This window comes from Phyllobacterium lublinensis (genome assembly GCF_020164435.1).
In the GTDB taxonomy this organism is placed as follows: domain Bacteria; phylum Pseudomonadota; class Alphaproteobacteria; order Rhizobiales; family Rhizobiaceae; genus Phyllobacterium; species Phyllobacterium lublinensis.
In genome coordinates this window covers 78,598-93,379 of sequence record NZ_JAIUDQ010000011.1, presented here as the reverse complement: position 1 = coordinate 93,379, position 14,782 = coordinate 78,598, and the positions used below count along the sequence as shown (strand labels likewise).

General features: G+C 58.3%; 13 protein-coding genes. 11 read left to right on the top strand and 2 right to left on the bottom strand.

Features of this window, described 5'->3' with window-relative positions; all coding sequences use genetic code 11:
• Window positions 1–134 precede the first annotated feature (134 nt).
• Window positions 135–1,967: an SLC13 family permease gene (locus K9U38_RS14625; RefSeq protein WP_224495073.1), complete on the top strand. Its 1,833-nt coding sequence runs from the start codon at window positions 135–137 to the stop codon at window positions 1,965–1,967.
• A 23-nt stretch (window positions 1,968–1,990) separates the two neighbouring features.
• Here K9U38_RS14625 and K9U38_RS14620 read toward each other — a convergent pair whose 3' ends face one another.
• The gene (locus tag K9U38_RS14620; protein ID WP_224495072.1) at window positions 1,991–3,715 is read right to left on the bottom strand and encodes a hypothetical protein; all 1,725 of its coding nucleotides are present in this window, start codon (window positions 3,713–3,715) and stop codon (window positions 1,991–1,993) included.
• Window positions 3,716–4,058: 343 nt separating this feature from the next.
• Here K9U38_RS14620 and K9U38_RS14615 point away from each other — a divergent pair, with 343 nt between their 5' ends.
• From K9U38_RS14615 to K9U38_RS14585, 7 genes are read left to right on the top strand one after another with little or no spacing between them, the layout of a single operon-like run.
• Window positions 4,059–4,592, top strand: a complete 534-nt coding sequence (locus K9U38_RS14615) for a Na+/H+ antiporter subunit E (protein ID WP_224495071.1) — start codon at window positions 4,059–4,061, stop codon at window positions 4,590–4,592.
• Entirely contained in the window at window positions 4,585–4,845 is a 261-nt protein-coding gene (locus K9U38_RS14610; protein ID WP_224495070.1) for an MrpF/PhaF family protein, read from the top strand. Before K9U38_RS14615 ends, K9U38_RS14610 begins: the two co-directional genes overlap by 8 nt.
• A 4-nt stretch (window positions 4,846–4,849) precedes the next feature.
• A complete protein-coding gene (locus K9U38_RS14605) occupies window positions 4,850–5,095 on the top strand; it encodes a Na(+)/H(+) antiporter subunit B (RefSeq protein ID WP_224495069.1) in 246 nt (81 codons plus the stop codon).
• 5 nt (window positions 5,096–5,100) lie between these two features.
• On the top strand, window positions 5,101–5,439 hold the full coding sequence (gene mnhG, locus K9U38_RS14600; protein ID WP_224495068.1) for a monovalent cation/H(+) antiporter subunit G: 339 nt from the start codon (window positions 5,101–5,103) through the stop codon (window positions 5,437–5,439).
• Window positions 5,436–6,125 carry a Na(+)/H(+) antiporter subunit B gene (locus K9U38_RS14595; RefSeq protein WP_224495067.1) on the top strand — a complete coding sequence of 230 codons (690 nt, stop codon included), beginning with the start codon at window positions 5,436–5,438 and terminating at the stop codon, window positions 6,123–6,125. Before mnhG ends, K9U38_RS14595 begins: the two co-directional genes overlap by 4 nt.
• A gap of 21 nt (window positions 6,126–6,146) precedes the next feature.
• Entirely contained in the window at window positions 6,147–6,515 is a 369-nt protein-coding gene (locus K9U38_RS14590; protein WP_224495066.1) for a sodium:proton antiporter, read from the top strand.
• Window positions 6,509–9,601, top strand: coding sequence for a proton-conducting transporter transmembrane domain-containing protein (locus K9U38_RS14585; protein WP_224495065.1), 3,093 nt, complete (start codon window positions 6,509–6,511; stop codon window positions 9,599–9,601). Before K9U38_RS14590 ends, K9U38_RS14585 begins: the two co-directional genes overlap by 7 nt.
• Window positions 9,602–9,642: 41 nt before the next feature.
• Here the strand turns inward: K9U38_RS14585 and K9U38_RS14580 are convergent, their stop codons facing one another.
• Window positions 9,643–9,846: a hypothetical protein gene (locus tag K9U38_RS14580; RefSeq protein ID WP_224495064.1), complete on the bottom strand. Its 204-nt coding sequence runs from the start codon at window positions 9,844–9,846 to the stop codon at window positions 9,643–9,645.
• A gap of 232 nt (window positions 9,847–10,078) precedes the next feature.
• Between K9U38_RS14580 and K9U38_RS14575 the strand changes: the two genes are divergently transcribed.
• The 3 genes from K9U38_RS14575 to K9U38_RS14565 all read left to right on the top strand — a co-directional run bounded on the left by K9U38_RS14575 (window position 10,079) and on the right by K9U38_RS14565 (window position 14,720).
• Window positions 10,079–11,488, top strand: coding sequence for a sensor histidine kinase (locus tag K9U38_RS14575; RefSeq protein WP_224495063.1), 1,410 nt, complete (start codon window positions 10,079–10,081; stop codon window positions 11,486–11,488).
• Window positions 11,481–12,119, top strand: a complete 639-nt coding sequence (locus tag K9U38_RS14570; RefSeq protein WP_224495062.1) for a response regulator — start codon at window positions 11,481–11,483, stop codon at window positions 12,117–12,119. Before K9U38_RS14575 ends, K9U38_RS14570 begins: the two co-directional genes overlap by 8 nt.
• A 69-nt stretch (window positions 12,120–12,188) precedes the next feature.
• Window positions 12,189–14,720: a heavy metal translocating P-type ATPase gene (locus K9U38_RS14565; RefSeq protein WP_370631945.1), complete on the top strand. Its 2,532-nt coding sequence runs from the start codon at window positions 12,189–12,191 to the stop codon at window positions 14,718–14,720.
• The last annotated feature ends 62 nt before the right edge of the window (window positions 14,721–14,782 follow it).

The window sequence follows — 14,782 nt, the reverse complement described above, 5'->3', positions numbered from 1 at the left end:
GGTCAATGGCAGCCCTTATCAATGTCGGGCAATTGGCTTGAGGCGAACTCTCCGTAAGGGGCGGCGTGGCAGCAATTTATGGCGTGTCCGATTGGGTGGGACGGCCCGTGCAGGCCAAACAAGGAGCTGAGTGATTGAGCCCGATAGCGTACACAGGTACCATCATTGCCGTTGCCGTCGTTCTGTTCGTCTGGAATAAGTTACCGGTTGTCATCGTATCCATGCTGACCGCGTTGGCGCTGTGGGCGAGCGGTGTCCTGACAATCGGCCAGGCGCTCGGTGGTTTTGGTGACCCCGCCGTCGTGTTCATCGCGTCGCTCTTCGTTGTCAGTTCAGGACTAGAGGTCACCGGGGTGACGGCTTGGGCAGGCCAGTTGCTTATTCGTGGCGCAGGCGAAGAGAGCCGGACGCGGCTGTTGCTTCTGACAATGGCGCTGGTCGCACTGCTCACCGCTCTGATCAGTGTCAACGGCGCCGTAGCGGCGCTCCTGCCTGTCGTGGTTGTCATTGCGGTTCGCCTCAGGCGGAATTCGTCGCAATTGCTCATGCCGCTGGTGTTCGCCGCCCATGCCGGCTCGATGCTTGCATTGACGGGCACTCCGGTGAACGTGCTTGTTTCCGATGCCGGTCTTGACGCCGGTGTTGGCGAATTCGGCTTCTTCGAATTTGCACTCGTTGGCGTGCCGCTTCTGGCCGGTACCATGGCTATCATCATCCTGTTTGGAAAGCAGCTGCTTCCCGAACGCAACGGCGCCACCATGCCCGCCGATTTCAGCCGTCACGCCAAAACGCTGGTCGAGCAATACGGGCTCGCCAGCGGAATCTACCAGTTGCGGGTCCGTGCAAGCTCGCCCTATGTTGGCGTGGCGTCTTCGTCACTGGACCTGTCCGCGCATCCCGGGTTGCAGCTAGTTGCCATCCAGGACGGTGAAACGGCTGGCCCGCTGCGCCGGGCGGTGGCTGAGGGCGACCATCTGCTGATACGCGGTGAGTCTGAAGCGGCGGCGGTGCTCGCGGCACAGATGCATCTCGCTTTTCGAGATGAGAAGGCATCCGGGCAGGGTGCGGACACGTTGTTCAACCGCAGCTCGGGACTGGCGGAAGTTGTCATTCCGCCGCGCTCAGGCCTCATCGGGGAAAAGGTTTTCCCGGGTATGGTTACCGAAAGTGGCGACCTGATCGTGCTTGCGGTGCAGCGTGCCGGCTCGGAAATCGTAGCCGGAGACGCTGCCAAGGATGGCGGCGGAATTGAGCTGCGGGCCGGTGACACCATGCTGCTGCAGGGAACCTGGAAAGCCCTCGACATTCACCTCGATGATCCGGACGTTCTTGTCGTCAACTCGCCCGAGCTGGTGCGGCGACAGGCAGTTCCTATGGGCCCCGGCGCGCGCCAGGCCATCATCATCCTGATTGGAATGGTGCTGCTCCTCGCAACGGGAATTGTGCCGCCAGCCGTCGCTGGATTGCTCGCCGCCGGTGCGATCGTCCTTTCGGGAATCATGAGCGTCGAGCAGGCCTATCGCGCCATCGGCTGGACGACGGTTATTCTCGTTGGTGCAATGATGCCGCTTTCCACGGCCATGGTGCAAACAGGGGCGGCAAAGCTGATGGCCGAACATCTTGTCAACCTCGTCGGCGATGCCGGTCCGGTCGCGTTGCTTGCCGGCCTGTTCGTGCTGACGGCGATCATGGGCCAGCTCATCAGCAATACGGCAACGGCGCTTATCGTCATTCCGATCGGCGTGGCAGCTGCCACGGCGATGGGCATCTCGCCCCGTCCCGTGCTCATGAGCACAGCTGTGGCGGCTGCAGCGGCATTCCTGACGCCGATCGCCACGCCGACCAACCTGATGGTCATGGGTCCGGGCGGCTATGCCTTCAGCGATTACTGGAAGCTCGGATTGCCGCTGTTGATCTGGTTCTTTGTGGTGTCGGTATTCCTCGTCCCGTTGATTTGGCGCTTCTGAGACGATCGGAGCTGGCATCTGATTTAATTCGATTTCACCAGGCCCGAGAATCCGGCAACGGCCAGCAGGCTGAGCGCCCAGCCAACGACTGACTGGAAGAAGTAGTATTTCAGGGTGGATTGGCCGTGGGGTTTGGCGGGATCCGGTCTCCAATATTCTTTCTGGCCGATCGATAGCACGGGCAACAGGACATCCAGGGAGTACATGAGCGGATTGAACTCCGGGTAGCTGGCCGCTTCCGGCTGGTTGAGGAAACAGGAGAGCTGGTTTTCTCCAGGTGCGGCTCGCCCAGCGAAGGTCTGCCCACTGGAAGGCATATACCGGCTGTCGGTTTGCTGGATACCGCACATGGTCCATTCAAGGGAACGCAGAATGACCGGGCTGTTGGGCTTGATGGCACCATTTGCATGGGCGAATGCGAACACACCGATGCCGATCACCCAGAACAGGATCAGCCAAAGCAGAGCGAGCAGTGGTTGGCGTCCGTAACGAAGCGTTACGGCCAATATACCGTCGGTTGCCGCCAGGGCGAGCCGCAGCGCCGGATTTTTGGCGCGTGCCCGCCGTGCCCGCCGCTGCAGCCGTTCCTTGGTGATCAGGACGGCACGAGCATCCTCGTCGTGGCCCATTTCCCGCAGCACCGTGGAAAGCTGCTCGTAGGGTTGTGGCCAGAAGTCAGCATTCCAGCGTTCGGGTGTCTGGCGCGACAACCAATCGAGCCTGCTTGCAGCATCGACGGGACCGCCGATGAACGCGCCATACTGGCAGCGGTTCAGCAACAGGTCGCCTCTCTTCGGCCAGCTTGACCCTTCATCATCGATCGCTCCGATCGATGTGGCGGTCAAATCAAGCACGCCTTCAACCGATGCGCCCTGGCGAAGGAAGAAGGCGCCATCGACGGTTGCCCTATTAAGCCTCAACGCGTAGCCACCCGGCTGCGAGAGTGTCGCAGAAGTACAATCGATGTCTCCACCAAAGCGTGCGCCGAGCAGGCACGCCTCGCCGATGATGGTTGCGGTTCGCAGGGCAAGGTCACCCCCGGCGACGATTGCGTCTCCGTTCAGTGCGACTTCACCGCTGCGCTCAATGCGTGCGCCGACGGCGTTGAGATCGCCGCCAAGCCGGACGCCCGAAAGATTGATCCCCCCGCGCACGTCCGCGCCGCGCAACAGGATCGCACCGCGGACCTCCATTCCGCCAGCATCGATCACGATGCTGGCAGGCGAGGCAATCGTTGCACCGTCCAGCTCGATGTTGCCGCCAGCGCGTGCCCCGGCCAGACGGATTTCCCCGATGATTGTCGCACCGCGCAGGGACAGCCCCCCGCGCGCTTCGAGCCGATCAGCCTGCAAGCCAGGCATGGCCGAACCATCCAGAAACAGGCTGTCAATGATGGCCGAACGCAATACGGGCGAAGCTTCGAAGTGGCAGTCCTTCAGGCCTATGTCGCGGGGAATCCGACAGCCTTCAAGGTCGAGAATTCCGGTTACCCACGCACCGCTGAGTCGCAAGCCTTTCTCATGCAAACGGAAGTCATTGTTGCCAAGGATGAGAAAGCGCAGCAGCTCCGCGCGAACAGTGCGCTCCGGGTTGTCTTGTTCCGGGCGCAAGCCGTCTCCAAGCCTGTCGAAGTCTCCCGTGCTCAGATGCGCAAAGACTTTGGCTTCCGCTGAGCTCAGCGGCTCGAAAGCTGCGAGACTGGACGTCCCGGGTTTGCCCGGTTCAGTTTTCGGAGGGTTCTCGTCCATGCTTGCGATGTCCACTTCGAATTTGGGTAGGCATTTAAACCAGATCGCCTCGATCGTCCCGCTGAATCGTCGCTCAGGCGGCCAGTAAGATACGTCGTCCCGAAGTGGCCGTTCAAGCACTTTAACTTTCGACTAGGCCGCTGTGATTGGCATCCAGTCCCAAATATTTGCTTCAAATACCATTAAACTTAATAGAATTATTCTTTTTACCAAATAAAACGAAAGGCTTGGCAATAAATTGAAAGCATTTTTCCAAAACATTAGTTTATAATGGTCGCGGTTATATAAGGATCGCTTCCGCCAGCCGGATAGATCATTTCGGTTTGCTATAAAGGTCGCTTCAATGGCATCAAACCAGCAGGCAGATGACCTTAACATTTCGGGTTCGCCGTTGGGCGCCATCAGTCTGTGGCTCCTGTTGTTTTCACTTTGGCTGATACTGAACTCCAGCGTTGCTCCACCCATCCTGATTAGCGGCGCATTGATCGCGCTGGTTATCGACTGGATTTTCATGCGCCGCAGCGGAACGTGGTGGCAGGTTGTGCTGACACCGAGAAGCGCCTTCCACTTCATCGTCTATACGGGCGTGTTTTTTGTTGAGCTGGTGAAAGCCAACCTGAACATGTTGCGGTACGTCTATGCGCCGCGCATCGACATCCACCCCGGCATAGTCAAGATCAACATCCGCCTCAAATCGCCGATCGGTAGGCTGGCGCTTGCCAATTCCATCGCGCTTACCCCTGGCTCGCTGGTCATGGCAATCAAGGACGATGCGCTCTTCATTCACTGGCTGGACGTGAAGACCGTCGATCCTGAACTCGCAAGCGAGATGATTGCCGGGCCATTCGAGAAACACCTGGGAGCGGTCTTTGGCTGACATCATCCTGCAGATAGCCGGTGTATTGATTTTTCTAAGCATTACGTGCGGTGTGGTGCGGTTGATCATTGGCAGGACGGTCATCGACAGGATCGTTGCCATTGACATGCTAACGGTGGTCTCAATCTCGCTGATCACGCTTTATGCCCATTTGTCCGGGCGTTTCGTCTATATCGATGTGGCGCTCGTTTACGGACTACTCAGCTTCCTGGCCGTCCTCGCCATTGCACGCTTCCTGGAACGGAGGTCGTAGGGCGATGCTGGAGCTCCTCGTCATCCTGGTCTGCATCGGCATCCTGGTGAGCGGTGTCCTGGCGGTGTGGCTCAGCAACCTGTTGGCGGCGATGATCAGTGCCGGGCTGTCGAGCCTGTTCGCCGCCGTTTCCTACGTCCTCCTTGCAGCGCCCGACGTCGCGATGGCGGAGGCGGCGATTGGCTCCGGCCTGGCGACCCTTATTTTCCTTTATACGATGCGGAAGACAGATGGGGGGAGGGAGCCGTGATGGAAATGGCTGGCAGTCTCCTCATTCTGGCCGGGGCGTTCTTTCTATTCTCGGCGGGTCTTGGCCTGTTGCGCATGCCGGATGCCTTTACCCGCATCCAGGCCGGCACCAAGGCGTCGACGCTGGGTAATATCCTGGTGCTGCTCGGACTAGGCTTCTACCATCCCGATTGGAGCGCCAAGCTGCTTGTTGTTGCCTATTTTGTGCTGATGACCAATCCCTTGTCGTCCCATGCCCTGTCGCGAGCTGCGCACGCGATCGGTACACCCATGGCCGATTCAACCATGACAGATGCATTGCGCGACGCGGAGAATGAGCAAAAGGAAGAGGGCGGCGCGGGATGAAACGTGTTTGCGCCATTCTTGCCGTGCTGATGTTTGCAGCAATGTTCCTTGGCCTGGTCCAGGCATATAGCGAACGACAGGCAAGATCCCCCCTTGCGGAATACTATCTCACGCAGGTTCCGCGCGAACTGGGCGCGCCGAATGTCGTCACCGGCATCCTGATCACCTATCGCGGCTTCGATACGCTGGGCGAGGTCGCCGTGCTCTTCATGGTGGCCGCGGCGGTTGGTGTGCTTCTGGGCAGTAAAAAAGAGCAGCGGGCAAAGACGTCAAGCACCGATGGGAAAGGGCCGAGCGAGCTCGTCCGTACCGGTGCGGAGGTCATATTGCCACTGATTTTCCTGTTCGGCGCCTATGTCATCATGAACGGGCATCTTTCGGCCGGTGGCGGTTTTCAGGGTGGCGCAGTGGTGGCGTCCGGCGTCATGCTGCTGATATTGGCAATGCCTGCAAGCAAGTTGGATCACGGCTTCCTGAGCGTGACGGAGTCCCTTGCCGGTGTCCTGTACGTCTCAATCGGGATACTGGGCATCATTATCGCCGACGGTTTTCTGGATAGCCATGTTCTGCCGCTTGGCAAATTTGGCACGTTGTTGAGTGCGGGCGCCATACCGCTGATCTCGGCGCTGCTGGGCATCAAGGTCGGGGCGGAACTCAGCGTCGTCATCGACCGTTTCCGAAGCTGATCGGGCTGGAGGGGTGGAGCGATGGGGCTGCCGGTTTCGCAAATCTTGCTCGTCACGGGGTTCCTGCTGATCCTGATCGGGATTTGGGGAATTCTCGCCCATCGCAATATTCTGCGCATCATCATCGGGTTTTCCCTGATCGACACCGGGATCCACGTGGTCATGGTGGCAACCGGCTACGTTACGGGCGGAACGGCCCCGATTATTGATGCCGCATTGGGAAAGGCCGACGCCGCTGCGAACGCAGTTGATCCCATCCCGTCCGCCTTGGTTGTCACTGCGATCGTGATCGGCTTTTCCGTAACTGCGATCATGCTGTCATTCGCGATACGGCTGTACGATGCCAAGAAAACGCTCGATATCGATGCCATTACGGATTCGAAATGGTAGAGGCGCTTGTCCAACCGTTGAACATTTTTTTGTTCGGCCTTGGCGGCAGTTTTCTCATCCCGTTGCTTTATCGCATCGCCAGTCCCTTGCCATCCCTGGCGTTCGTCCTTGCGCTCGGCGGTATAGCGCTGGTTTCCGGGGCCTGTCTTTGGACCGTGTTTCATGGGCAGCCGATGTTGGAGAGTTTCACGGCCGGCAGCACGCCACCCTATTCGATCAATCTTCGCGTTGGCCCGTGGGAGGGTGTATGCGCTTTCAGCGTCAACATTGTCGCGTTGCTGGCGGCCTGGCATATGTGGGACCGGCTGCGCCAGAGCTATGCAGCACTGTTGCTTTTTCTGCTCCTGGTGATGGGCGTCAACGGCATGGTGATGACCCGCGACCTGTTCAATCTCTTTGTGTTCCTCGAAATCGTATCGATTGCAACCTACGGCCTCCTTGGCTTCGATGGTACCCCGGCGGCGCTCGCGGCCGGCCTCGAGTACATCCTTGCGACGGTGCTCGCCTCCGCCTTCTTCCTGCTCGGAACGACCCTGCTCTATCATGTGACCGGAACGCTCAATATCGATGATATGATTGCCCACCGCGGTCTGATAGCCGGGCCGATCGGAACGACGGCGTTGTTCCTCGTGCTGTCCTGCCTCATCGTTGAGCTCAAGCCATTTCCAGCCAATGGCTGGGGACTCGACGTCTATGATTCCGCCTCGAGCGGGGTTGCTGCACTCGTGTCCGGCGCGGTTTCAGCGGGCGTATTCTTTGCGCTGTTCAAGCTGCTTCCACTATTCGACAGCTATCTTGCCCTCATTGCCGTCTCGGGGGGTGCAACGTTTTTGTTCTCAAACCTTGCCGGCCTGCGGCAGTCGAATGCTCAACGGATTCTTGGTTATTCCTCCATCGCGCAAATGGGGCTCATGACCCTCGCCCTTGCGCTGATGAGGCAGCTCGGCGCCGATGCGGCGATGCCGCTCGTTGTCGGCGGCTTGTTCGTCAATCACCTTCTGGCCAAGGCTGGCCTGTTCTTTCTGGCGGGCGCCGTCAATCGTCCGCAGGTGGATGGATGGACTGCTATAGCGGGACGTCCACTGATCCTGGTGATCTTCGCGGTCCTTCTCGTTGCAATCGCCGGCCTGCCACCCTTCCCAGGCTTCTGGTCCAAATGGGAACTCGTCATGCGCGCCGCAATGGCAGGGCAATATGCCTGGATCGCCGTCATTCTTGCGGGCTCGCTGTTCGAGATTGCGTACATGTTCCGTTGGTTCAAGCAAGCGACACGGGCGGAACCGGAACAGGTCGCCGTTCGAATTTCGCCCGCTCGCATGTTTCCGGCCGGAATGTGTGCCTTGCTTCTCTTTGTTTCCGGCTACCTGGCAGCCGATCTTTCCGGCGCTACCTCGCTCTGGTTATGGGCGCCCCTTGGCGCTGCTGCACTGCTCTTCCTGTTCGACTGGCTTCCCGGCCGGGTCAAGTCATTGTCCATGCTCGTTCTTGTTCTGCTGATTGGCATCTGGATTGTCTCGCCCGTCGAAGGCATCAACCGCTTGTTTGCGGTGCTGCTGCTTTCGGGTGGTCTGGTGGTCGCCTCCGCGAGCTTCTATCGGACTGACCCGAGGTCCGGTTATTACCCACTGATTACGTTGCTCCTGCTTTCAATCGCAGCACTCCTGCGCGCGAAGACAAGCCTCGAATTCTTCTTCACCTGGGAGATGATTACGCTTTCGTCCTATTTCCTGATCGCGCTGGCGCACAGGGCCCATGACCATGCGCTGCCATTCCTGCTGTTCTCGATAGCCTCGGCGTTCTGCCTGCTGGCGGGCTTCGCCATGGCAGCCGCGACCAATGGAACGCTTGACCTTGCTGCATTCGCGGCCGCCGGTAAGGATGCCTGGCCAGCCTTCGTGATGCTTGCTGTCGGTTTCCTGATCAAGGCCGGAGCTGTCGGTGTCCATGTCTGGCTACCCGGCGCCTATGCCGAAGCGGACGACGACCTTTCGGCGCTGTTGTCTGCCGTGGTCAGCAAGGTCGCAATGTTCGGCCTGTTTTTGGTAACGTATCTCGCCATTCGATCCGAGATCGGCCTCGACATGGCGCATCTCATGGGCTGGATTGGCCTGTTGACGACACTAGTTGGGGCGGCAATGGCGCTGCAACAGGCCGATATGAAACGCATGCTTGCCTATTCAAGCATGAGTCAACTTGGCTATATCGTAACCGCCATTGCGCTCATGAGCCATTTGGGATGGGTTACGGCATTCTATCTCATCGCCAACCACCTGATGGTAAAGGGCATATTGTTTCTTGCCGCTGCAGGGGTCATCCTGCGGACGGGGACGCGACTTCTTGATGAAAATGGTGGATTGGTACGAAGCATGCCCTTCACCTTCGCCGCCGTCGCGACCGCACTGATCTCGATGTCCGGTCTGCCGCCACTCGCCGGGTTCGGAGGCAAATGGCTGCTGCTCAGTGCCATGGTGGAAAAGGGCTGGTATGGACTGGCGGCAATCGCCGTACTGGCAACCTTCGTCGGCTTTCTTTACATGTTCCGTCTGGCATATACGGTGTTTCTTGGCGAGCGAAAGGCCGAATTCGCGACAGTTCGGGAGGCGCCACTCGCACTTCTTCTCCCGCAGTACGTTCTCATAATAGCCATTCTTGCTCTGTCCTTCTTTCCGAAGCCGTTCATGGAGCCCATATCAGCAGCAATTGATCCTGCCTTCGCCGCGACGCTGGTCTGGGATGGGATGTCACTGGAAACGATCTACGGATATTGGAACCCGATCCCCGTAATGGCGATTACCGTGGCGATTGCAGCGGTTCTCTTCGGCATCGTCTGGCTGCGTTATATCTATGGTTATCGGCGGGTGCCAACGACCGGCGTCGCAGTTTTTTACGCGTTTTACCAGCCGGCGCTTTCCAAGCTGGTAAGGCCTGTCGCAATTGGATTGTGGCGCGGCGTGTCGGAGTTGACGCTTGGCGTCGCGGGATCAGTTCGGAAACTCTATACCGGTAATGGTCAGACCTACTGCCTTTATGTTTTGTGGTATGTCATCGCCATCCATGTGGTCGGCACACTTATGGACCTGCTGTAACGCCAGGCAAAATCTCGGAAGCGTCGCGTGCCGGGCTTATGTCACACTTGCCGGTTCTGGTTCCGTCGGACGATCATGAGCACGAGAAGAACCAAACCAATCCCAATCAGCGCAATACCCAGTGTCAGGTATTCGGTTGATCCGTATCGATAACCCGAGGCAGTTATCAGGAAACCCAATATTATAACGATCAATCCGCCAAGCTTCTTGAACAGGGAAACCTGGTTGTTACCGTTCACGGCCATACTGAACATCCTCCGCATAACAGCTGACGCCTTAACCGGCGGCACCCTCACGGTATCAGCAGTTGCGACGCTGCTCAATGATGATAACACGCCTGATCGATGCATGCTGGACCAACGGCGAGGTTTCAACTGGACCTATGGCATTCCGGCTGCGGACCATAGACCCTAGCGGTGGCCATGTGCTTTTGTGTATGGATAAAGCTACAAGAATTCTGCAGGGAGAGGACCAGGATTGGACGGGGGGAGCGGCATTCGTAAATCCAAATCATGGTTTGCAAACGGGAGCCTCCTGAAGCAATTTGCATTTACCGGTGGCTTCTTCATGCTCGTGGCCATGGCTATGGCAGGTGTCCTTATCTCCAATGTCGTTTCCAAAGTAACCATTGAGAATACGGCATCATCGACCGCGCTGTTTCTCAATAGTCTTGTTAGCCCTGTTGTCCAAGATCTGGCCAAGGACGATGCCTTGCCCGCCGACAAGGTAAACCAGTTGGACAGTCTGCTTGGCGAGGAAGCGTTCAGCAGCCGGTTTCCACACCTCGAAATCTGGAGAGCCGATGGTCTGGTCGTGTATTCGAAATCCGCCGACCTCATTGGCAGGAAGTTTGCGCCTCCTGAAGGCGTTCTTGCGGCGCTGGCCGGCGACGTTTCTGCACGATATGCGGACCTGTCTGCAGCCGAACATGCAATCCGCGATTTCAGCAAGACCTATCTAGAGATTTATGTGCCGATCAGGGAGCATCTGTCCGGACGAATAATTGCGGTCGCAGAAATCCATGAGGTTCTCGGGCTGCTGGAGCAAGAGCTTGGAAGCGTCCAGCGACAGACCTGGCTCGCAATCATCGGATCCACCGCGCTTATCATGCTTGGCCTGTTCGGTATCGTCTACCGCGGCAACAAGGTCATCGAGGCGCAGAAGGCCGACCTGCGGGAACGGCTCGATCAGATAGAGGATGTCTCCCGCCAGAACCGGCAACTGGGCCAAAAGGTCCAGCAGGCTTCGAGTCGTGTCACCGAGCTGAACGAACGCTTCCTTCGCAGCATAGGTGCCGATCTGCACGATGGACCGGCCCAGCTGATCAGTTTTGCGGCACTAAAGGTCGATCAGGTTAGGCGCGCGGCCACAGCGGCAATACGCACGGCTGAGCTGCAAATGACGGCCTCGGCACTTGCAGATGCCCTGGACGACATCCGCTCCATATCGAGGGGCCTGATGCTTCCCGAGATCGAAAACTTGCAACTGCAAGATGTGATCCGGCGGGTCGCTTTCATTCACGAACGGAGGACGAACACGTCGGTTCGTGTCGACTGCCCTGTCATCGCGCAGCCCTTTTCCCACGCAATCAAAATATGCGTGTACCGGTTTGTCCAAGAAGGGCTGAACAATGCATTCCGGCATGCCGGTGGCGAGGGCCAGCAAGTGAAATGCAACTTCGAGAACTCACAACTTGTGGTGGTGGTCGAAGACAACGGATGCAGTGATCCAGACATGCAAGCCAGTTCGGAAGCGGGCATGGGTCTGGCTGGCTTGCGTGACCGTGTGGAAAGTCTTGGCGGGACATTCTCAATTCATCGGGAACCAGGTGCGAAGACCAGAATTGAAATGAGCGTATTCATTATGGGAACGGGGTACGATGGCTGACCAAATTCGAGTCATTGTGGTCGATGACCACTCACTATTCAGGACAGGCGTGATCCAGGCCCTCAAAGCCGATAAAGCCATTGCGGTCGTCGGGGAGGGCGAGTCGGGGGAGGATGCTTTGCAGCTCGTATCCGCTCATTCTCCAGACATTGCACTTCTGGATATTTCGATGCCGGGAAACGGCATAGAAACGGCAGAGAAAATCACAAAGATGCAGGTGCCGTCAAAGATCGTCATGCTTACGGTTTCCGAAGCCGACAACGATATCATCCGTGCCATTGAAGCCGGAGCCGTGGGCTATCTGCTCAAGGGTATCGGAGCATTGGACCTTGTTTCCGCAGTCAAAAGCGTTGCGGCAGGCGAGTCTTTCATATCGCCGAACCTCGCACTGCGTGTCCTCTCCCACTTGCAGAAGCCTTCAAAGGCAAGCGCACTCGCATCGCTTTCCCGACAGGAGGAACGCACGCTGCGGCTTGTGTCGAACGGCTTGAGCAACCGGGAGGTGGGCGAAATTCTCGGTGTCCTCGAAAAAACCGTCAAATATCACATGACAAAAGCCATGGCCAAGCTCGGCGTTCGCAACCGGGTCGAAGCGACTCTGATCGCCCGCCAGGAATGGGGGAACGGTTAGTCTTGGGGACTTGACCTTACCACGATGGGAAGCCCTATCTTAGGACCGTAGAATAAAAGAGGTCCTCCCATGAACATGTCAGGCGTGCCGGTTCGAGCCAGCCATCAGATTGAAGTTGAAGGCATGACGTGCGCGTCATGCGTGGCCCGTGTCGAGAAGGCTATTGGCAAGGTTCCCGGCGTTGTCAGAGCCTCGGTCAATCTGGCAACCGAACGAGCCGACATCGCCTTCTCCGGCGAGCCGGACATGCCGGCCGTTGTCGATGCGATTCGGAACGCGGGGTACAAAGTCGGTGAAAAGACCATAGAACTCGACGTCGAGGGCATGAACTGTGCTTCCTGCGTCGGCAAAGTGGAGAAGGCGCTAAAGGCCGTACCTGGTGTCACCAGCGCCAGCGTCAATCTGGCGACGGAGCGTGCGACTATCCGGGTTGCCGACGGCAGTTCAAGCGCATCCCGCCTGGCAGAGGCTGTCAGGGCCGCAGGGTATACGGCGAATGAGGTCGCACCCGAAAGGACAGTGGATGGTGTTGCCGACCGACGCGAGACTGAAGCACGCAGCCTGAAAACGAACCTCGCCATAGCGGCGCTGCTTACGATACCGGTTTTTGCACTCGAGATGGGATCGCATCTCGTGCCAGCCATCCACATGTTTGTCATGGAAGAAATCGGCATGCAGGAGAGCCGGTATCTGCAGTTCATACTCACCACGCTGGTGCTGTTCGGTCCAGGCCTCATGTTCTTCAAGAAAGGCATACCTGCACTGGCGCGACTGGCACCGGATATGAATTCGCTCGTGGTGCTTGGCACGTTGGCGGCTTGGGGCTTCTCGGTCGTATCGACTTTTGCCCCCCAGATGCTGCCGGGCGGCACCGCCAATGTCTATTACGAGGCGGCAGCGGTGATCGTGACCCTGATTCTTCTCGGGCGTTATCTTGAGGCAAGGGCAAAAGGGCGTACGGGTGAAGCGATCTCGCGACTGGTCGGACTTCAGGCCAAATCAGCACGCGTCCTGCGTCATGGCGAGACCATCGACGTCGCACTGCAGGCGGTCCTGACCGGCGACGTGATCCTCGTTCGCCCGGGCGAGAAAGTGCCCGTTGATGGTGTCCTCATCGAAGGATCTTCCTATGTGGACGAGTCCATGATCACCGGTGAGCCTGTCCCGGTCGCGAAGCATCCCGGTTCTGAAGTGGTTGGTGGTACGGTCAACAAAAACGGCTCCTTTACTTTTCGGGCGACCAAAGTGGGCAGTGAAACACTGATTGCCCAGATCATTCGCATGGTCGAGGAAGCCCAGGCGGACAAACTGCCGATCCAGGCCATGGTGGACAGGGTAACAAGCTGGTTCGTGCCCGCAGTCATGCTGGCGGCTGCCGCGACATTCGTGGTGTGGCTGGTTTTCGGTCCTGAGCCTGCCCTGAGCTTTGCGCTGGTCAATGCCGTCGCTGTCCTCATCATAGCCTGCCCATGTGCAATGGGACTTGCGACGCCGACCTCGATCATGGTGGGCACGGGCCGGGCGGCCGAAATGGGTGTGCTCTTCCGGCGCGGTGATGCCTTGCAGACTTTGCGCAACGTTGAGGTGGTTGCCGTCGATAAAACTGGCACGTTGACATTGGGCAAGCCCACGCTCGCTCATTTCAGGGTGGCTGAAGGTTTCGACCGGGGCGAGGCATTAGGTCTCATCGCGTCTCTAGAGGCCCGTTCCGAGCATCCGATTGCAGAGGCGATAGTCGACTCTGCAAAGCGGGAAAACCTCCCGCTTGTTCTGGCCGAAGACTTTGAATCAACACCCGGTTTTGGCGTTGCCGCGGTTATTGGGGGCCGCAAGGTTGAGGTGGGCGCAGACCGGTTCATGACCAGGCTCGGCTATAGCGCGGCCGGATTTGCCAACGACGCGGAACGCCTTGCCCTTGAGGGTCAGACACCGCTCTATGCTGCCATCGATGGCAGGGTGGGCGCAGTCATTACGGTTACTGATCCGGTCAAACCAACGACACCTGCTGCCATCGCTGCCCTGCATGCGCTTGGCGTAAGAGTTGCGATGATCACAGGTGACAATCGCCGCACGGCGGAAGCCATCGCCCAGCGCCTCCGTATCGATGAGGTTGTGGCTGAGGTGTTGCCAGAGGGGAAGGTTACAGCGGTCAAGCGACTGGCAAAGGACGGTAAACGGGTTGCATTTGTCGGCGACGGCATCAACGACGCGCCGGCGCTTGCCGCCGCGGATGTGGGTATTGCCATTGGCACGGGCACGGACGTCGCGATCGAAAGCGCAGACGTCGTCCTGATATCGGGCGATCTGCGTGGCGTCGTCAACGCCATAGCCCTGTCGAAGGCGACGATCCGCAATATCTCCCAGAACCTTTTTTGGGCATTTGCCTATAATGCGGCGCTCATACCAGTGGCCGCGGGCGCCCTCTACCCAGTAAACGGCATGCTGTTGTCACCCGTACTCGCAGCTGGTGCCATGGCGCTTTCAAGCGTGTTCGTCCTGACGAATGCGTTGCGTCTGAAGCGCTTTCGCATACCGCTCGCGGATCAGCGGGACAACGCCGCCGCCAGTATTGTGCCGGAGGCAGCGAAGCAGAAAGCTTAGGTGTGCGCGACCAGGTTGGTTAGAGAATTTGGACAACCTATATGAAACCTAAGCTTGGTTTA